Annotated in this window: 18 protein-coding genes; all 18 read right to left on the reverse strand. The window is 64.8% G+C overall.

The genetic code is table 11. The annotated features are described in order from the left end of the window. Positions 1-41: 41 nt before the first annotated feature. Positions 42-2,156, reverse strand: a complete 2,115-nt coding sequence (fusA, locus tag CJ028_RS00620; RefSeq protein WP_105033354.1) for an elongation factor G — start codon at positions 2,154-2,156, stop codon at positions 42-44. A gap of 129 nt (positions 2,157-2,285) precedes the next feature. Further along, on the reverse strand, positions 2,286-2,756 hold the full coding sequence (rpsG, locus tag CJ028_RS00625) for a 30S ribosomal protein S7 (protein WP_092107221.1): 471 nt from the start codon (positions 2,754-2,756) through the stop codon (positions 2,286-2,288). Beyond that, entirely contained in the window at positions 2,756-3,130 is a 375-nt protein-coding gene (gene rpsL, locus CJ028_RS00630) for a 30S ribosomal protein S12 (RefSeq protein ID WP_035834602.1), read from the reverse strand. The genes rpsG and rpsL overlap by 1 nt, the downstream gene beginning before the upstream one ends. 287 nt (positions 3,131-3,417) lie before the next feature. Continuing rightward, positions 3,418-4,131, reverse strand: a complete 714-nt coding sequence (locus tag CJ028_RS00635; RefSeq protein ID WP_105033355.1) for a spermidine/putrescine ABC transporter substrate-binding protein — start codon at positions 4,129-4,131, stop codon at positions 3,418-3,420. A gap of 36 nt (positions 4,132-4,167) precedes the next feature. Next, entirely contained in the window at positions 4,168-4,659 is a 492-nt protein-coding gene (locus CJ028_RS00640) for a DUF6121 family protein (RefSeq protein ID WP_105033356.1), read from the reverse strand. A 117-nt stretch (positions 4,660-4,776) separates the two neighbouring features. Then, positions 4,777-5,871 (reverse strand): DUF805 domain-containing protein, encoded by a 1,095-nt coding sequence (locus tag CJ028_RS00645; RefSeq protein WP_105033357.1) that lies wholly within the window; start codon positions 5,869-5,871, stop codon positions 4,777-4,779. Between the two features lie 87 nt (positions 5,872-5,958). Then, complete coding sequence (locus tag CJ028_RS20820) at positions 5,959-6,642, reverse strand: hypothetical protein (RefSeq protein WP_161498850.1); 684 nt, start codon at positions 6,640-6,642, stop codon at positions 5,959-5,961. 2 nt (positions 6,643-6,644) lie between these two features. Beyond that, positions 6,645-7,313, reverse strand: a complete 669-nt coding sequence (locus CJ028_RS00660; RefSeq protein ID WP_105033360.1) for a hypothetical protein — start codon at positions 7,311-7,313, stop codon at positions 6,645-6,647. Continuing rightward, a complete protein-coding gene (gene pilM, locus CJ028_RS00665) occupies positions 7,310-8,425 on the reverse strand; it encodes a type IV pilus assembly protein PilM (RefSeq protein ID WP_105033361.1) in 1,116 nt (371 codons plus the stop codon). The genes CJ028_RS00660 and pilM (CJ028_RS00665) overlap by 4 nt, the downstream gene beginning before the upstream one ends. 31 nt (positions 8,426-8,456) lie before the next feature. After that, a complete protein-coding gene (locus CJ028_RS00670; RefSeq protein ID WP_240607009.1) occupies positions 8,457-10,280 on the reverse strand; it encodes a hypothetical protein in 1,824 nt (607 codons plus the stop codon). After that, entirely contained in the window at positions 10,277-10,945 is a 669-nt protein-coding gene (locus CJ028_RS00675; protein WP_105033362.1) for a prepilin-type N-terminal cleavage/methylation domain-containing protein, read from the reverse strand. The genes CJ028_RS00670 and CJ028_RS00675 overlap by 4 nt, the downstream gene beginning before the upstream one ends. Further along, the gene (locus tag CJ028_RS00680; protein WP_161498851.1) at positions 10,945-12,357 is read right to left on the reverse strand and encodes a type IV pilus modification PilV family protein; all 1,413 of its coding nucleotides are present in this window, start codon (positions 12,355-12,357) and stop codon (positions 10,945-10,947) included. Before CJ028_RS00680 ends, CJ028_RS00675 begins: the two co-directional genes overlap by 1 nt. A gap of 145 nt (positions 12,358-12,502) precedes the next feature. Next, positions 12,503-12,955, reverse strand: a complete 453-nt coding sequence (locus CJ028_RS21655) for a type II secretion system protein (RefSeq protein WP_105033364.1) — start codon at positions 12,953-12,955, stop codon at positions 12,503-12,505. A gap of 272 nt (positions 12,956-13,227) precedes the next feature. Next, positions 13,228-14,457, reverse strand: coding sequence for a type II secretion system F family protein (locus CJ028_RS00690; protein WP_105033365.1), 1,230 nt, complete (start codon positions 14,455-14,457; stop codon positions 13,228-13,230). Further along, the gene (locus CJ028_RS00695; protein WP_105033366.1) at positions 14,457-15,938 is read right to left on the reverse strand and encodes a type IV pilus twitching motility protein PilT; all 1,482 of its coding nucleotides are present in this window, start codon (positions 15,936-15,938) and stop codon (positions 14,457-14,459) included. The genes CJ028_RS00690 and CJ028_RS00695 overlap by 1 nt, the downstream gene beginning before the upstream one ends. 346 nt (positions 15,939-16,284) lie before the next feature. After that, on the reverse strand, positions 16,285-16,947 hold the full coding sequence (locus CJ028_RS00700) for a hypothetical protein (RefSeq protein WP_129590329.1): 663 nt from the start codon (positions 16,945-16,947) through the stop codon (positions 16,285-16,287). Positions 16,948-16,951: 4 nt separating this feature from the next. Continuing rightward, a complete protein-coding gene (locus CJ028_RS00705) occupies positions 16,952-17,611 on the reverse strand; it encodes a hypothetical protein (RefSeq protein WP_105033368.1) in 660 nt (219 codons plus the stop codon). Further along, on the reverse strand, positions 17,608-18,660 hold the full coding sequence (gene pilM, locus CJ028_RS00710; RefSeq protein ID WP_105033369.1) for a type IV pilus assembly protein PilM: 1,053 nt from the start codon (positions 18,658-18,660) through the stop codon (positions 17,608-17,610). Before pilM (CJ028_RS00710) ends, CJ028_RS00705 begins: the two co-directional genes overlap by 4 nt. Between the last annotated feature and the right edge of the window lie 42 nt (positions 18,661-18,702).

Consider the following 18,702-nt stretch of genomic DNA (forward strand, 5'->3'; position numbering starts at 1 on the left):
AGGTGGCCGAAGCGATTTTGGCCCGAAGGCCACCTTAGGGGCTATTCGCCCTTGTTCTTGTTGATGATCTCGTCGGCAACTGCCTTCGGGACCTCCGCATAGCTCTCGAACGTCATCGAGTACACCGCACGGCCTGAGGTCTTCGACCGCAGGTCACCGATATATCCGAACATCTCCGACAGTGGAACGTGAGCGCGAATTACCTTCACGCCCTGCGCATCCTCCATGGTCTGGATCTGCCCACGACGCGAGTTGAGGTCGCCGATTACGTCACCCATGTATTCCTCAGGGGTACGAACTTCGACGGCCATCAGCGGCTCGAGCAGAACGGGGTTCGCCTTACGAACGGCTTCTTTAAAGCCCATCGAGCCGGCAATCTTGAAGGCCATCTCCGAGGAGTCGACGTCGTGCGCAGCGCCGTCAAGCAGGCTGGCTCGAACGCCTACCATCGGGTAGCCGGCCAGAATGCCGACGCGGAGCGCATCCTGAATTCCAGCATCCACCGAGGGAATGTACTCACGCGGGATACGGCCACCGGTGACCTTGTTGAGGAACTCGTACGACTTCTCAGCAGTGATTTCCATCGGCTCGATCGCGATCTGAATCTTCGCGAACTGGCCGGATCCACCGGTCTGCTTCTTGTGCGTGTAGTCGTGACGCTCAACGGCCTTGCGGATCGTCTCGCGGTACGCCACCTGGGGCTTGCCGACGTTCGCCTCAACGTTGAATTCACGCTTCATGCGGTCGACCAGGATGTCCAGGTGAAGTTCACCCATTCCCTTGATTACCGTCTGGCCAGTTTCCTGGTTCTGCTCGGTACGGAAGGTGGGGTCTTCTTCGGCGAGCTTCTGAATGGCAAGGCCCAGCTTTTCCTGGTCCTGCTTGGTCTTGGGCTCGATAGCGACCTCGATAACCGGGTCAGGGAACGTCATGGACTCGAGTACGACCTGCTGGTTCGGGTCGCACAGGGTGTCGCCCGTGGTCGTGTCCTTGAGACCGATGACCGCGTAGATGTGACCGGCGGTCACGAAGGCCACCGGGTTCTCCTTGTTGGCGTGCATCTGGAAGATCTTGCCGATGCGCTCCTTCTTGCCCTTGGTCGAGTTGATGACCTGGGCTCCGGAGTCGAGACGGCCGGAGTAGACGCGAACGTAGGTGAGGCGACCGAAGAACGGGTGCACCGCAACCTTGAACGCGAGAGCCGTGAAGGGCTCCTCGGCGTCGGGGTGACGCATGATGACCTTTTCTTCGTCGCGCGGGTCGTGTGCCTCAATGGCAGGCACGTCGAGCGGCGTCGGAAGGTAATCGATGACAGCGTCGAGCATCGGCTGAACGCCGCGGTTCTTGAACGCAGAACCACAGAGGACCGGGTAGATCTCACTGTTGATGGTGAGCTTGCGGATGGCGCCCTTGATCTCGGCAACCGTCAGCTCTTCGCCGGCGAAGTAACGCTCCATGAGGTCATCGTCGGTTTCGGCGACGGTCTCGAGCAGAAGCTTGCGGTACTCGGCAGCCTTCTCCACGAGGTCAGCGGGGATCTCTTCGATGGCGTACTTCGAGCCCATCTCCACGTCACCCTTGGAGTCGCCGCGCCAGGTCAGTGCGCGCATCTGAACGAGGTCAACGACACCCTCGAACTCAGACTCTGCACCGATCGGCAGCTGGATGACCAGCGGCTTCGCGCCGAGGCGCTTGATGATGGTGTCGACCGTGAAGTAGAAGTCGGCGCCGAGCTTGTCCATCTTGTTGACGAAGCAAATGCGGGGCACGTCGTATTTGTCGGCCTGACGCCACACGGTTTCGGACTGGGGCTCAACGCCCTCCTTGCCGTCGAACACGGCAACAGCACCGTCGAGAACGCGGAGCGAACGCTCCACCTCCACGGTGAAGTCCACGTGTCCGGGGGTGTCGATGATGTTGATCTGGTTGTTGTCCCAGAAACAGGTCGTCGCAGCGGAGGTGATCGTGATGCCACGTTCCTGCTCCTGCGCCATCCAGTCCATCGTCGAGGCGCCGTCGTGGGTCTCGCCGATCTTGTGGTTGACACCCGTGTAGAACAGGATGCGCTCAGTCGTGGTGGTCTTGCCAGCATCAATGTGAGCCATGATGCCGATATTGCGGACCTTACTCAGGTCGGTGAGCACGTCAAGTGCCACGGGGGTCCTCCGGAAGGGTAGGGGTGGAAATGCGGAACATGGCCGTAAACATCCGCTTTTCAGCAGGGCAGGCGCGTGCAGAATGCAGCACGCGCCTGCTTACTGATCGGGAATGCTCGGTGGATCTAGCTACCAGCGGTAGTGAGCGAAGGCCTTGTTCGCTTCGGCCATCTTGTGAGTGTCTTCACGACGCTTGACAGCGGCACCGAGGCCGTTGCTCGCGTCGAGGATCTCGTTGGTGAGGCGCTCGGTCATGGTCTTCTCGCGACGAGCCTTGGCGTAGCTGGTCAACCAGCGCAGGGCCAACGTGTTGGCGCGGTGCGGCTTGACTTCGACGGGCACCTGGTAGGTGGAACCACCGACGCGGCGCGAACGCACCTCGAGGGTCGGACGAACGTTGTCGAGTGCCTTCTTCAGCGTGACAACGGCATCCAGCTCGTTCTTGGCGGAGACTCCGGCGAGGGCATCGTAAACGATGCGCTCGGCGAGGCCCTTTTTGCCATCGAGAAGGATCTTGTTGACGAGCTGGCTGACGATGGGCGCACCGTAAACCGGGTCGGCAATGACAGGGCGCTTGGGAGCGGGTCCTTTACGGGGCATTACTTCTTCTCCATCTTTGCGCCGTAGCGGCTACGAGCCTGCTTACGGTTCTTGACGGCCTGGGTGTCCAGTGCGCCGCGAATGATTTTGTAACGCACACCGGGGAGGTCCTTAACACGGCCTCCGCGCACGAGCACCATGGAGTGCTCCTGCAGGTTGTGGCCCTCGCCGGGAATGTAGGCGGTGACCTCTGTACCGTTGGAAAGCTTGACGCGGGCGACCTTACGAAGAGCCGAGTTCGGCTTCTTCGGAGTGGTGGTGTAAACGCGGGTGCAAACGCCGCGCTGCTGCGGGTTGGACTTCAGGGCGGGAGCCTTGGTCTTGGTGACCTTGGGGCTACGGCCCTTCCTGACCAACTGCTGAATGGTGGGCACTAATTACTCCTTGATATTGCTGCACGGTGACAGCTTTGTGATGGTTAGCATTCGACCAGCTGGTTAAGCTTGGTCGAGTTCATCTGGACCCGCTTGAACCCACACGATTGCTCGCGCGTGTTTTGGTGGGTATGCCGTGGGGGCGTGGTCGAAGACCAGCCCTACATGTGTGGAATGTCGGCCTGTGCTCTCAAGAGGGCATAATTCAGGCGCACGACAAAGCGCACACCTGATAATTCTAGCCCGGCTGGGCCTCTATGGTCAAATGGGTTGCGCCCCACGTCGGGCTAGGAATTGCGCGGCCAGAGCGGAGAGTCCAAGGTGCTCTCGAGGTCGGCCAACAGAGCCTGCACCTGGGGCTCGACGAACTCAGCGATCGCGGCGAGCAGGCGGGGTTTCTGCTGCGCGAGCTGGGCGCAGACCCGGAGTCCAACCTGGGTGGCGAACTCATCGGCGAGGGCCATCTCGGCTTTCAGAGCAGCCTTCTCTTTGGGGCTGAGCGGCGGGAGGGAATCGAAGGGTGCTGGGGCGGGGAGCTCGACCTGGAGCTCCTGCTCTGCGGGCGACGGAGGGGTCGGCTGGATTTCGGGGGTCTGCTGGTCGGCGAGCTCGCTGAAGGTGAAGAGGTAGGGGGCATCCGCTGCCGGTTGTGGGTCGAGATCGAGGCCGCGCAACTCCGGTTCGAGGCCCTCGCTGGGCCGGTAGGCCTGGGCGGATTCGCGGCGCTCGCTGAGATTGAGCTCGTGAGCGAGCATGGGCAGATTGAGCTCGGTGTACTCGTCGACCGAGGCGTCGATCACGATCTTCATGCGCATCGACAGTGCGTGCTGCACCACGTGGGGCACGTCGACGGCGAGTCCGGCGGAGGCGATGATCGGGGATCCGAAGCACTGGCGGCAGAGGCGCGCTCGGCCGCGGTGCGTTGCGGGGCGCCAGCGGGTGATCCAACGCAGCCAGTTCTCAACCTCGTGGTTGACGCGCGACTCGATGGACCTGTCCATGGTAGATAAGGGTACTCGTACCGCGTGCTGCCGGGGTCAGTTGTCGTCGTTCTTCTCCCAGGGCCACTCGGGAGCACCGGAGCCAGCCGGTTTGGCGAGCAGCACCACGAAGAATAGAAAGGCGATGAGCCAGCCGCTCACGGCGACGGCGATCGCGAACGGGCTCATCATTTCTCCGCCGATGAAGACGACCGAGCGAAAGAGTTCGCCGGCGCCGAGGCTGTAGACCACTCCCCCGGAGACGCAATAGCCGAGGTAGGCAGCGATGCCGGCGATGAAGATCGGCAGCGGCGGAATCTGCGTCAGGCGTTCGGGCGAGCGCAGAACGGCACTGAGAATTACCCAGACCAAGGCGAGGACCGCCGTGGTGACCATGATGGGGCCGAGGAGGGCGCCGGCATCCGTTTCGTTGATGACGTCACGATTGAGCAGCAGGCTAAGCACTCCGAACGCCGCCACGATGAAGGCAACGTAGAGGGCGACCGAAAAGGCCGCCATGGTGATCGCGTACTTTCGGTATTCCCGCATGGCTCCAGCGTAGGCCCGCCCGCCGAGTGCCGGTGCCGGACGTGGCCCAGGCCCGAGCCTTGGGCCCAGTTTGTAAACCGGGCCCGGGGACGGGGCCTGGGCCCCGTCCGCAAAAGACTAGGAGCGGGCGACCTGGGGGCCGTCGGCGAGCAGGCGCTCGTACTCGGTGCGGGCCTCGAGGTTCTTAGCGGTGACGCGGCGTCCGCGGCGGGAGATCCAGGCGCCGGCCCAGATCGGCACCTCGCGGGCGATGAGCCCAGCGGCGATGGCACCGGGGTTCAGCCACAGGGTGGACACGATGCGGCTGAGTTCGGTCGGGGTCAGGCCGTCAGACTGGCCGTCGATCACGAGGCCAAGCATGGCCCCGCCGATGTAGGAGAAATACACCACGACGCCGACGAAGAAGCCGAACAATACGTAGGCCCACCAGCCGCCGCGGTTGACCAGCGCAATCAGGGCGGCATAGGCCAGGAAGAAGAAAATGACCGGAATGTAGAATCTCGGAAGCCCGACGAAGGACGTGAAGCTACTCACGGTCACGGCCATGGTCGCGCTCGTCACGCCGATGATGATGAATGCAGCGACGGCGTACAACACCGCAAAAACCACGGTGGCGAGCAGGGCGATCAGAATGCCGCCACCCCGGTTGCTGCGGTCCTTGGGCTTGGTGGGTGCCTGCACGTAGATCGGCGACTGGGCCGGGGGCGTGTACGACGGAGCGGTCGAGACCGGCACCTCACGGGGCTCCTCGACGATGGCGTAGTCGATGGGCGACTGGGCCGCTGCGGCCGTTCCCACGACGAGCGCGACCGGCGAGGCCGGGTCGGAATCAATGGCGGTACTCCTGGCCGGAATCGTTTCAGCGGGAGTATAGGAGTCGGAGTAGTCGTCGGCGAGGCTGGGCGCGTCGGCATCGCGGGGCGACACCGAAGCGGCCGTCGACCTGGGGGCCAGGTTGCCGGCGGAATCCGAGGCCGCCTGTGCGTCGGCGCGCTCGGCCGCACTCAGGTTGGCGTTGATGGCGTCATAATCGATAACGATGGGCTCCTGCGCGGGCTCAGCACCCGAATCCGGCTGATCAACCACGGCCGCGGCGTGCTCGGGGGCACCGCTCTGGTCGGAGGAATCCTGCTCGTGCGCGCTCGAATCGGGCGCTGCGGCAGCATCCGTTTCAGGGTTCTTCTTGCCGTCGGTTGGCGTGTTGTCGCTCATGCTGAACTCCTCGTGGCCTTCGCCGTGACTGACTTCTACTGTACCAAGGGCACAGCAAATGCCACGGCGACTCGGCGCGCCACCGCATTATCCAACGGATGCCGCCGCCGGCGCCACCAGCGAATACACCAGCCCCGAGACGGTCGCGTTCACCAGGCCCGGCAGTCCGGGCGCCCGGGCCGTGCTCAGGCCGTCGACAAGGAACAACCGGCTCCCGGACTGCAGACGCGAGACGAAATCGAGCACCTCGGCGTAGCTGCCCGTGACCGTGATCTGCATCGGAAAGGCGGCGAAGTTCGTTGCGGTGATCGACGTGCTGCTGGCCGGGGCTGCGGGCATGGCCGCCGGCACAGCATCCGGAACAGCCGCCGGAACGGCCGCAGCATCGGCCGCAGCATCGGGCGCCGCCGCGACCGGAACAACCGGCACGTACGCCACCGCCTCGGTCACGGTCATCCCGGTGAGGGTGAGTCCAGCGGCCAGGGCCTGGGCGTCGAGCTGGTCGACCAGGGCCGGCATGGCCGAGCCGGTCGGAACCGACTCGGCGAGCGCATCCGCTTCGCTGGTGAGCGCGTCGAGATTCTTGAAGTCGTGCTTGAGCCGGGCCAGCAGCGCGACGTGTTCAGCATTCGTCGCCTGCACGAGCGTGCGGCTCGCGTTGGCGACATTCATGCTCTCGAGCTGGGGCGCAATCCCCAGCACAGCGCCGAGAACGACGATGACACTCGTCACCAGCACGGAGCCGATGAGCCAGAGTTTGTTACGATCCATGGCTAGCTCTTTTCGGTCGGGTCGAAACGATGCGCGAACGCGGAGTCGTTGATGTGCATGGAGATGGTGACCGTGTAGCTGCCCGTGGTCTGATCAAGGGCGACCGAGCCGGGAAGGGCGTCGGCGAACCCGTCGAGCCGACCAAGCGCGGTCAGCCAGGCCGGAATGTCAGGCAGCACGGTACTCGTGGCGGTGAACGACACCGTGGCGACCCGGGATCCCTGCAGCGCAGCGGTCGCCTGGGTGTAGGCCGCGAGCGGTGTGGCCGAATCGACCTGAACGCTGGTAATTGCCACGCTGCGCGGCAGCGTGTTCTGCACGGCGTCGAGGTAGGTCTTCCAGTCGATCTCAGTGGAAGCTCCCACCCGCTGCGCCGCCTCGGTGAGCGTGACCTGATTCTGCAGTGCACGCACGGCAAAATATTGGCCCTGCTCGGTCAGCAGGGTCGCGGTGCGGGCCTGCTCGCTGGCCAGATTCAGCTGGGCCGTGTGCGCGATAGCGCTCGCCGAACCGACGAGCAGGGCGACGACCACCGCCACCCCGACCACACCGATAGTCAGCCGCCGACGTTGCTGCTGGCCGCGACGTTCGGCGCGCACCTCGGGCGGGAGCAGGTCCACCCGCTGGTCGCCGCCGATCACCAGCACGTCGTCTTTCGTCCGGCGCCTCATGCTGCACGCCCAAGCGCAAGTCCGAGGGCCACGGTGTAGGCGGAGCTGCCGAGGCGCAGCCCCTCGGCATCGATAGCGGAGGCCAGAGCCACCGTCGACAACGGATCTCCGGTGGACACCCCCAGCCGGGTCATTTTCGACACGGCCTCCGGCAGCCCGGGCATCTGGGCACCTCCACCGCTGAGCACGATCGCGGTCACCGGGTCGCTGGGCCGAGTGTTCGCATAATAATTGAGGGTGTTGACCACGCTGCCGAGCTGATCGTTCATGGTCTCCGCGATGATGGTGGCGCCGACCTGGTCGATCGAGCCTGATCCACCGCCGCTGACCCCGTCGAACGGGACCTCTCTGCGGGACGCCCCCGGGCGGGCGTCGGCGGCAGCACGCGCCAGCAGACCGATGCGATGTTTGAGGAGGTCGGCTGTGGCGGTATCCGTTTGTAACGCGGTGGCGACGGCCTGGGTGACGTCGTCGCCGCCGGTAGGGATGATGCGCACGAACTGCGGCACGCCCTGTCTGGTGATGACCACACTCGTGGTCGTCGCGCCGAGGTCGATCACCGCGACAACGCCGTCGATGCCCGGTCGGGTGACCAGCAGACGACTGACCGCGAACGGAATCAGGTCGACGTCGATCGTGGTGAGGCCGGCCAGCCTGGCCGCCGACACGTTTGCGACCACCGCGGCTTTGACCGCCGCAATGAGCAGCCCGTTCACGGTGGGGCCGTGCTCGGTGGTGGATTCCGAAATGGGATAGAAGTCGAGCAGGGCGTCGGCGACGGGCACCGGCAGCAGGTCCTGCACCTCGAACGAAAGCGACTGGCGAATGCGGGCGAGCGACATTTTAGGCACGCTCAGGTCGCGGGCTAGCACGCGCTGGTTTCCCATGCCGAGCACAACCTGGCGGGAGCGAAACCCGCCACTCGACCACAGGGCTTTGAGCGCGGTGGCGACGGTGTGCGGCTCGAGTACCTCGCCGCCGCTCACTGCGCCGAGCGGCAGCGCTACCTCGTGGTAGCGCAGCACGGTAGGCCGGCTCTTGCCGGGGTTTCGTACCTCGACGGCACGCAGGTGCGCGGTGCCGATGTCTATTCCTACGACGCTCTGGGCCACGAGAGGTACTCCTTAATAGAGGGGTGGAGAATCACGGGATGATCGCCCCCGACGCGTTGAAGGCCGAACTGACTTCGACCAGCCGGCTGATGCCGTAGGTGGCGGCGACCGGGGAGAGGTATTTCGGCGGGGCAATGTAGAGAAATCGGGGGTCGTAGGTGTAGTTCTTGGTGTAACCGCTAACGACGGTGCCCGCAGTTTGGCGCACAATGCCGCGATATTTCTGGGCCAGGGAACCGTTGATGGTGAGCACGCCCTGTTCGCCGCCGCGATGGTAGTTCTGCACCTGCACGGTGTGGTCGAGCGAGAGCATGGCCGCATCGATGCGCCGGTTGTCGGGCAGAATCGCGCCGCCGCCGGCCGGGCAGCCGGCGCCGACACAGACCGGGTTCCAGATCCACAGGGCGTTTTGCGCGACCAGTCCGAGCACGTCGACTGCGGGATCCGAGTAGATGATGTCGCCGGTGACATAGACAAAATTGTCGGTGGCGACGGTCATCGTGCCGCGGAGCGTGCCCTCGATGAAGGCGTCACCGTGGCGGCAGCCGTACGAGGTGGGAACGGAGGCCACGTTCTCGTTCGCCAGCGGAAAGCCGATGCCGTTGCCGGCCGCACACCTCGCGGCGTTCTGACCGGGCGGCCAGGCGGTGTCACTCGTAAAATTGGGGTCGCCCGACAGCAACGGCACACTCTGCACGAACAAGAGGTTCGCGCTCAAAACGGGTATGGTGGCGCCGCGCGCCGAACCGAGCGTTCCGGCGCGAGTGCCCGGCACCCCGCAGGCGGCTGGTGTGCTGCCCGACGTGGCCGGTTCGCCGACCACCCGGGTAGCCCTGGTCCACGGTGAGCGGATGGTCATGGTGCCGCCGACGTTCAGCACGATGCTGGTCGGTCCGGTGTAGAGGCAGCCGGGTTCGGCGACGCCGGCGTCGGTGCGGGTCTCTCCTCGCAGCGACGCGTTGGTGGCGGGCATCGCGATGACGGGGCTGTTCGCGGGCAGGCCAACGTTGAACACCTGCCCGGTGCAGACAGTTCCGGCGGAGTTCGTGCGCAGATAGTTCGCCCCGACCGCGCCCGGATTGCCCGTGGTGACTTTTCCGTTGAACGTCGCGTCGCACACCCGGATGGTGTCATTGGAGTGAACCGGTCCGTTGATCACGTCGCCACCACCGAACGCCACGTCACTGCACACGCTCCAGCCACCGGTCGGCGCCGGTCGCCCCGCCCAGTCATAGGTGTCGGCGCAGCCCGGGGTGGTCACACCGCTCTGGGCCGGATCCTGAATCTCGTACATCGTGAAATACAGAAAGTCGATGAACCCCGCCTGCTTAAGGTTGGCGACGACACTGCGGGTTTTGGTTCCGACCCGACCGGTCGAGCGGATGCGGAGCACCCCCGACGACGTGTACGCCGAGTTGTCGACCTCGTAGCGAAAAGACGCGGTGCCGACGCTGCCTGCAACGCTCGCCCAGCCGCCGGTTGCGCCCACCCCGAAGGCAGGGTTGGCCACGACCGGCGCGGTGAGCGTGCTGCCGGCGCTGAACGCGGCTGCGGAATTGCCGAACCGATAGTAGGTGTTGTCATTGGCGAGCCGGCTCTCGTACTCGTCGACCCCGGCGTAGGCGGCGGCCATAGCGCCGTTCCAGTTCTGGTCACTGGTGGCTTTGAGGCTCCCGCTGACCGAGAAGGTCATGGCCGTCGCCACCATGGTCAGCAGCACGAGGCCAATGCCGATCACCACGAGCAGGGCGGCACCGCGCTCAGGCTCGTGCGCCAACCGGCCGGTTCGGGCGAGCCAGGCGCGGCGAACGGCACCCCTGGCCCCACCCAGCGTCATCACCCCAGGGATCATCATGGCCCCACCACGAGTCGAACGTTGGGCATGCCAATGGTGTTGCTGAGGGTGACCGCGCTGCGGGCATCCGCTGTGCTGGTTTGCACCGTGAGGTTGACCGTGACCGTGACGATGCTGCGCAGCTGCACGACGGTGGGCGCGACGTCGACCGGCAGACTGCTGCCCGCCGAGTCGGTAAAGGTGAACAGGGGCAGGCTGCCGGTCGGCGCCACCGTCTGGGCCAGGACGCGGGTGGAGCGAGCGGTGGTTTCGAAGGTGAAGAGGCCGCCTGGCTGCGGGATCGACGACCAGCGGGTCTCGACCAGGCGCCGCTCGGCGTCAACCGCGAGGCGAATCTTCACCGGCTGCTGGGTGGACAAGCCCAGGTTGACGTAGGCATACAGGGTGAGTGCTTCAGTGCTCGCCTCCGCGATTGCCGGATCGGCGAGCGCGGGGCTCGGAACGGGGTTGGCCGTGGCGGCGCGAATGGACCGCGCCATGGCATTCATGCCGTTGGATGCTTCACGGGTATTGGCGCCCAGGGCTGAAGCTGAGCCGAGTGACCGGCTCGCGCTCACGTAGAGACTCGAGATCATGACCAGAAACACGCCGAGCAGCACCACCGACACGAGCAGTTCCACGAGGGACAGGCCGGTTTGATCGGCCCGCAGCCTGCGCCAGCGCATCACGGGGTCACCACCGTGCGCGGGTCGAGGGTGAGTACGGCGCCTGAACTCCCCCGAGTTTGCAGCGTAACGGTCGACGCGATGACCGGAATGGTCTGCGTGCCGCTCGTGATTCCCGAGAACAGGGTGAACGAGCCAAACGGCAGGCCGAGCTGCGCCGTGGCCCCTACCGGAAGCGGCCCGAAGGTGTAGACGGTGCCCAGCGCGCAGCCGGGGTCGCCGGGCGCTATCCCGGCGGGCTGGGATACAGCCCGCAGGTACTGCCCGGCCAGGCCGGTGACGGTGAAGACGCCGAGCGGCACGTTCACGCTCGCAGCGCCGCCGGGCAGGGTCGCAACCTGCGGCGCGGCCGGCCCGATCGCGCCGTCAGCGGCCGGAGTGGTCCAGGCCGCCGGGTCGACCGAGACGCAGCCCTGCGTGGCCAAAGTGGCAGGAACGGCAGGAGTGGGCGCCACATAAGTGCCCGCGAACACCTGGTAGCCGGAGGCGAACGGGTGCAGCCGAAAGGTTTGGGTGGTCACAGTGCTGGCATTGCGCGGCGTGTAGGCGGCATAGGTGCTGCGCCAGGTGGTGTGCAGGTCGCTTGGCAGCAGCGTCGTTCCGGTGCTGACGTTGGTGCCGTAGGTCGCCGTGAGGGTGCCGGCGAGGTCATAGGCGAACGAAACGGATGCCGCGGCTCCCGCCGCTACGCCTACCGTGCGCACCGGGATGGTCGCCTGGTTCTTGTCCACGTAGTCGGGGCGGAAGGCACTGACGTCGTAGGTACCGGGCTTGACCTTGAGCAGGTAGCTGCAGCCCTGGGCATCCGTTGCCGGCGGCGCGACCGAAAGGGTCTGGGCGCCGTTCGGCACCGCATTCGGCACGGCCGAGATGGCCACCCCGGCGGCGCCGCTGCCGGCGGCGGTGAGTACCGAGACGAGGATGGTGCCGAGGGTGGGGTCGTTGATGCGGCTGCCGGGGGCCAGTGCGCTGTCGGCGCGCACGGCCGGGGTCGAAGCCCGCATGCTGTTCCAGGTGACCGTGACGTTGAGGTGGCGGTAGCGCAACTGGCCGCCGCCTGAGCCACAGTTGCCGTCGACGCCGGTGGTGGTTTCCCACGCCGTGGCGCGGCGCACGGTGAAGGTGGTGCCGTTCTGTACGACGGTGCTGTCGTGATCAAGCACGCTGAACACGTCGCCGCTCGAGCGGGCCAGGTCGATCTCCTGGGCGGCCAGGTTGGTAGCAACCTGGCGCGAGCGAGCGTCGTTGCTGAGGTAGAGCGAGGTGACGATGCCGTAGCCAACGCCGACGGCAATGATGGCGAAGATCAGCATGGCGACGAGCACTTCGATGAGGCTGATGCCGGCCTCGGCGTTGGCCGTGTCATCGGCCGCGGTGATGCGGCGGCCCAGGTGACGGAGAAGAGCGAGCACGTGAGCCTCCTTCGCGAGATTCAGGTCGTGGGTGAAACAGAACCGCGCGGCCGGGGCGACCCGAAGGCCCACCCCAGCTCACGCCGGTGCACAAGTGAAGCGGTGCTTTGAGCGGATGCTTGCGGCCGGCGCATCCGCTACCCGGTTACCAGGTGCAGGCCGAGGGTGCAGCGGTCGTGGCGTTGTTTGTGATGCCGAGGGCTTCGGTCAGGTAGTACTTGGCGCCGGTCGCGCTTGTGGCGCCGATGCAGTAGGTCGTCGCCGTGATGTTCTTGTAGCTGATCGTGGTGGTGTTCGGGCTCTTGGTGTAGCCGTAGCCCGAAGCGCCGGCGATGGTGGAGATGTCCGTAGCGGTGGCCGGCATGACGCCGGTCTCGGTCTGCACGGCGATGATGGCGGTCTTGGCGTTGGCGAGGTCGCTCTTGACGCTCGCGTCCTTGGCGTTGTTCTGCACTCCCAGGTAGACCGGAATGGCGATGGCGGCGAGAATTCCGATGATGATCACGACGACGAGCAGCTCGATCAGCGTGAACCCTCTCTGGTTCTCGGTGAAGCGTGCGCGGCGCTGGTTGAGGGAAGCGAGCAGGCGAGTAAGCATGGTGTGTCCATTCGGGTTGGAGTGGGCCGTACGAGAGCGAGCCGGATAAGGACTCGTGGTGCTGTGAATCTGGTGGTGCTGTGAAACTTTCGATCCAGGGTGCGATCGGAGCTTCAGATTAGGGGCGAGAATTTCTCACGCACGACCCACGTTCGCGGGTGATCTGGGTTTTACCCACCCCCACAAGGAAGGGCACTCTAAGGGGATAGACCGGTCTGTGTGCGGGCGCGCCAAATGCCCCGCCGAAGCGGGGTCAGCTGGCAGCCACAGGGCTACTTGATCATGCTGGCAATGCTGAAGATAGGCAGGTAGAGGGCAATCACCATGCCGCCGATGACCACGCCAAGAAAGGCGATCAGCAGCGGCTCGATCATGGCGGTGAGCTGCTCGGTGGCGGCCTGCGCCTCCTGGTCGTAGAAGTCGGCGATCTTGTCGAGCATCATCTCGAGCGTGCCGGCATCCTCTCCCACGGCGATCATCTGGGTGACCATAGCCGGAAAGATCGCGTGCTCCTGCAGCGGCTCGGAGATCGACTGGCCGCGGCGCACGCCCTCGGCTACCTGGGTGAGGGCGTTCTCGATGGCCCAGTTGCCGCTGGTCTCCCCCACAATCTTGAGGGCCTGCAGAATGGGCACGCCGGCGCCAAGCATGTTGGCGAAGTTGCGGCTGAACCGCGCCACGGAGATCTTCTTCTGCAGGGGGCCGAATACCGGCACCTTCAGCCGCAGCGGGTCGAGCATCCGTCGTACCCGGTCGGTGTACTTGTTGCGGCGCCACCACAGGGCGAAGGTAATGCCGGCAACGAGACCGATCGGCACGATGTAGATCATCGACTCCGACATCGATACGAGCAGCTGGGTGGGCAGCGGCAGCGCGCCGCCGAGACCGGCGAACATGTCCTGAAAGATGGGCACGATAAAGATCAGCATGATCATCACGGCCGCGACCGACATCGAGAGCACGATCACCGGGTAGGTCATGGCCGACTTGATGGTGCCGCGCAGCTTGACCTCCTTCTCGAAGTTCTCGGCGATCGAGCCCAGCGCCCGGTCAAGAAAGCCGCCGGTTTCACCGGCCCGCACCATGTTGACCATGATCGGCGGGAAGGCAAGCGGATGCTGCGCGAGCGCGTCCGAGATCGACTGCCCGGCCTCGACGTCGTTTCGCACCAGGGAAAGCACCGCGGCGAGCGGTTTACTGTCGGTCTGCTCGGTGAGGATGCGCAGGGCCCGCAGCAGCGAGAGCCCGGCCGAGATCATGGTCGCGAACTGCCGACTCATGATGGCGAGATCTTTCAGACCGACGCCGCGGGTGAAGCCGGGCAGCGAGATGGACCGCGCCATGCCGGTGGACGGCGCCGCTTCGACGATCGACATCGGCGCGATGCCCTGCGAGTTGAGTCTCGCGGCCACCTGCCCCGAGTTGAGCGCGTCGACTCGTCCTTTCACGTTTTTACCCCGGGTGTCGCGACCGGTGTAGCTGAAGACCAGTGTCTCCGGCATCAGAGAACCGCACGGGAAAAGCTGGCGTTGTGGTCGGCATCACGGCCGGTGTCGTAGCCGCCGCTTACTCCTGTGCCGGCGCCGGACGCTGCGCTATATCCGGCTCCGTAGCCACCGCCCGCGAAGGCAAAGGCCCCGCCGCCCGCCGCCGATTCGGTGCGGTGAATGAGCAGCTCAACCCCGATGACATCGTGGGCTTTGGCGAGCGCGGCCGTGCGGGTGATCTGGCCGGTGTTGACCAGTTCGGCGAGGTGCTGGTCCATGGTGTGCATGCCCTTGTCCCGGCCGGTCTGCATCATGGATTCGATCTGGTGCGTCTTGCCCTCGCGAATGAGGTTGGCAATGGCCGGCGTGGTCACAAGTACCTCGGTCGCGGCAACCCGGCCGGAACCATTCGCCCACTTCACCAGGGTCTGGCAGACCACGCCCTGCAGGGTCTGGGAGAGTTGCGCCCGTACCTGGTTCTGTTGGTGCGGCGGAAACACGTCGATGATGCGGTCGATCGTCTGTGCAGCGCTCTGGGTGTGCAGGGTCGCGAACACGAGGTGGCCGGTTTCGGCAGCGGTCAGCGCCACCTGAATGGTCTCGAGGTCCCGCAGTTCACCGATGAGAATCACGTCGGGATCCTGCCGCAGTACGTGTTTCAAAGCGGATGCGAAACTCGCCGTGTCGTGCCCCACCTCGCGCTGGGTCACGATTGATTTCTTGTGCGCGTGCAGAAACTCGATCGGATCTTCCACGGTGACGATGTGGTCGGCCCTGGTGCTGTTCACGAGGTCAACCAGGGCGGCCAGCGTGGTGGACTTCCCAGAGCCGGTGGGTCCGGCCACGAGCACCAGCCCGCGGGGCAGCGCGGCGAACGCGGCCACCGATTGCGGAATTCCGAGAGCCTTGAGGTCTACGATCTCGCTCGGAATGAGCCGAAAAACCGCGCCGACGGCGCCGCGCTGCTGGTGCACGTTGACCCGAAAACGGTTGGACGCGCCGGTGGCCGCGGTGTCCGCGAGCGTGTAGGCGAAGTCGAGTTCGTGGTCTCGATCGAAGCTGGCCTGCTGGGCCCGAGTGAGAATGCTGCGAATCGCGAAATCTGCTTTCTGGCTCGACCAGACCGGTCCGATGCCCACTGGGCCTAGATCGCCGTCGCGCCGGATGCTCGGCGGAGCGGCGACGGACACGTGCAGGTCGGAAGCTTTGCGCAGCACAACTTCGGTGAGCGCCTCAATCAGATCGGCGTCTGGTGTGCCGAGCACATCGGGCGTCACCGGGTCGGCGCTACGCAGAATGCGGTCGCCGAGAACACTGCGGCGCGCCACGCGCGTACGCCGGCGGTTCGTGGGCAGAACGCGAATTTCGTCCCGGTGGGTGGCGTCCACGGCGGCGGAGGCCGAAACCGGGGTGAAGCCCGGCAGATCGGTGAACTGCGGGCCGTCGCCTGGCGACGTGGTGTTGTCGAAAAGCGCAAAGATTTTCGGTTCGTCCATGATGAATCCTTTTCGCAAAGCAAGTGTCGGGTCCTGATTGCCGCGGAACAGGTACGGCCGTGCGAGTAGTTCACGAGCGGATGCCGAGGGTGCGACATCCGCTCGTTGCAGGCCTCGCGAGAATGGAGCCAGAGGGTAAGTCTTGTTCGCGAGAGGCCTACGTAAGGCGCAACGCTATTGAGACTGGCGGTTTGGCGGTAGTCCCGCGATCTGGGGGTCTGCGAGCCGGTGGACCTGCGGGCACAGGCAGCCGCTGGCGGGCACGCGAAAGCCCCCGATGCTCTAGGTATCGGGGGCTGTACGCGCGACTGTCGGGGTGCTAACCCACGATGGGTGTGTGAACTGACTATTTGGCGTGTGCAAGCTCAGACGGGTCCAGGAGCACGTAAATCGTGCCAACAACGGACATCGTGTTCTCGGCCGTTCCGTCACCGGTATCGGTCTGCACGGTTGAAATCGCGATGCTTCGCTGGCCGTGTTGAAGGCCAGCCACAAAGTCGAAGAGGTTACTGTGGGCACCGGCAATCGTCAGAGAAACGGTCACAGCCAGATAGTTCTCCGGGGTGAGTGGTGACGATGCCTCGGCAACGACGGTGGCGTCTGTTGCAGCCGCAGTGGGGGCCTCTGCCGTTATCGCACTCTCGGTCGCGGGCACTGCCTCGGGCAGAAAGGCAACCGCATCGCTGATATCCAGCGAGTTCAGTGTTACGCCGTTCTGGCGGGCGATAACTCCCACCTCATCGAGAAATTCGGGAATCTCGGCATCCACTGGAACCGCGCCCTGCAAGGTGGCGAGGTAGGTGCGGAGTTCGGCGATGCCGGCGAAATCCCGTTTGAGAACGATCAGGTCAGCTTCCTGCTGAGCGTTTCGCGCCAATACCGCCGTGCGCTGGGTGTTCGCGGCCTGGATCTCGTCTAGTTTTGGCGCGATCCCCAGTAGCCCACCAAGGACGACCGAAGCGCCAATGATCAAGATCAGCACGGCACCGAATAGTCTGTTGCGAGTCACGGTCTCACTGCCCCCCAGCGATGCGGTTCGATCGCGCACCCTCATTGATATTGATGACCATCTCGACGTTGTATTGGCCGGTTTCGGTGCGCGTCACGGAGCCCGGGTGGGCATCGGCGTAGCCAGGCAGTGTTCGTAGATTCGTCAGCCACATAGGTACCGCCGGCAGCGTCGGGCTGGTCAAGCTCAGCTTCAGGCTGGCAACGCGCGGGTTATACAAGGGAACGGTGCTCTGCTCGTATTCCACCCAGGGCGAACCCGAGCCGATCGCGATCGCCTGAATGGTGACATCGGAGGGAAGGCTCGCCCGGACGGCCACCATGTAGGCACGCCAATCGATCTCGGTCGTGGCGGCCAACTGGCGGGCTACCGCAGTCATGTCGATTTGGTTTTGAACGCTGCGAACCTCTGAGTATTTCGCCGACTCCAGCAGCAGTTCGTTGGTGCGCTCCTCGGCTACGCCCAGCTTGGACTGTGCGCCCGCGGCCTGGACCGTCACTGTTGTGACGGCGGCAATGACGACCAGCACGACGCCGGCAGCCACGATCGCCATGATTCGGCGGAGCAGCCTTCCCTGGCGCGCGGCTTTGAGCTCGGGGGGAAGCAGATCTGCTCGTGGCTCCGCGCCGAGGATCAGTTCCTGGCTATCCGTTGCCCGTTTCATGCTTTGCTCCCCAAGGCCAATCCCAGAGCCGCAACAAAGGTGCACTCGGAGTTCTCTAAGTCTGCTTGATTGACGTCGGGTCCAAGTTCCAGCCCGCCGTAGGGCTGCGCCGGAACGACCGGAAAACGGGTCAATTCGCTGAGCGCGGCACCGAATCCGTCGAGGCGGGCACCGCCGCCCATGAGCACGATGCGGTCGATCGGTAACTCCGGCCGGTTGTTGGTGAAATACGCGACGGTGTTGCGCAGGCTCTCCAGCAATTCCGAGGTGATCTCCCGAATGATCGTGGCGGCTATCTCGTCTTCGGGTGCCGCCTCCTCGGTCAGGCCCACCCGCTTCTTGAGCAGCTCGGCCGCTTCCTCGTCGATGCCGAGGCGAACGCGCAGCGCTTTGGTGAGCTGGTTGCCACCGGAGGGAATCACGCGCACGAACTGCGGCACGCCGTTCGAGGAGATGAGCACGCTCGACGAGCCGCCGCCGATATCAATCTGCACGATCACGTCCGGGGTGGTCACCGCACGGTGAATGGCTCGACTGCGAGCGAACGACATAATGTCAACGGTGACGGTGCGCAGTCCGGCCAACTTTGCGGCCTTGATGTGCGACTGCACGACGTCTTTCATGGCGGCGATCAGCAGGCCGGAGATTTGCGGGCCAGACTCACCATCGCTGTCGACTTCGGCAATGGGGTAGAAGTCCAGCAGCGCCTCCGCGGTGGGAAACGACAGCAGGTCCTGCACCTGAAAGGGCAGCGACTCACGAATGCGGCGCAGGGACATCTTGGACACGGTCAGGTTGCGCACGACCATACGGTGATAGCCCATCCCGAGCACGACGTCTTTGGTGGTGAAGCCGCCGCTCGCCCACATCCGCTTGAGTGCCGCGGCGACGACGACCGGTTCCAGCACTTCGCCGCGGCTGACCGCACCGAAGGGGAGGGGCTCCTCATGCCAGCGCACCAGCACGGGATGATCCGTTTCCGCATCCCGCATTTCTACGGCCCGCACGGCCGTGGTGCCAATATCGATTCCGACCACACGTGTAGTCATTTGTTTCCCCCAGTGAGAAGTTGGTTCGTAAACGATGGTCGA

The sequence above is a fragment of the Cryobacterium aureum genome, from assembly GCF_002954245.1.
GTDB lineage: Bacteria > Actinomycetota > Actinomycetes > Actinomycetales > Microbacteriaceae > Cryobacterium > Cryobacterium aureum.

Bases quoted from the DNA above. Each gene is read 5' to 3' on its own strand.
- CJ028_RS20820 (WP_161498850.1), bottom strand. From the start codon at position 6,642: ATGGATCGTAACAAACTCTGGCTCATCGGCTCCGTGCTGGTGACGAGT.
- rpsG (WP_092107221.1), bottom strand. From the start codon at position 2,756: ATGCCCCGTAAAGGACCCGCTCCCAAGCGCCCTGTCATTGCCGACCCG.
- CJ028_RS00690 (WP_105033365.1), bottom strand. From the start codon at position 14,457: ATGCCGGAGACACTGGTCTTCAGCTACACCGGTCGCGACACCCGGGGT.
- CJ028_RS00635 (WP_105033355.1), bottom strand. From the start codon at position 4,131: ATGGACAGGTCCATCGAGTCGCGCGTCAACCACGAGGTTGAGAACTGG.
- CJ028_RS00670 (WP_240607009.1), bottom strand. From the start codon at position 10,280: ATGATGATCCCTGGGGTGATGACGCTGGGTGGGGCCAGGGGTGCCGTT.
- CJ028_RS21655 (WP_105033364.1), bottom strand. From the start codon at position 12,955: ATGCTTACTCGCCTGCTCGCTTCCCTCAACCAGCGCCGCGCACGCTTC.
- CJ028_RS00695 (WP_105033366.1), bottom strand. From the start codon at position 15,938: ATGGACGAACCGAAAATCTTTGCGCTTTTCGACAACACCACGTCGCCA.
- CJ028_RS00640 (WP_105033356.1), bottom strand. From the start codon at position 4,659: ATGCGGGAATACCGAAAGTACGCGATCACCATGGCGGCCTTTTCGGTC.
- CJ028_RS00645 (WP_105033357.1), bottom strand. From the start codon at position 5,871: ATGAGCGACAACACGCCAACCGACGGCAAGAAGAACCCTGAAACGGAT.
- CJ028_RS00705 (WP_105033368.1), bottom strand. From the start codon at position 17,611: ATGAAACGGGCAACGGATAGCCAGGAACTGATCCTCGGCGCGGAGCCA.
- pilM (WP_105033369.1), bottom strand. From the start codon at position 18,660: ATGACTACACGTGTGGTCGGAATCGATATTGGCACCACGGCCGTGCGG.
- CJ028_RS00660 (WP_105033360.1), bottom strand. From the start codon at position 7,313: ATGAGGCGCCGGACGAAAGACGACGTGCTGGTGATCGGCGGCGACCAG.
- CJ028_RS00675 (WP_105033362.1), bottom strand. From the start codon at position 10,945: ATGCGCTGGCGCAGGCTGCGGGCCGATCAAACCGGCCTGTCCCTCGTG.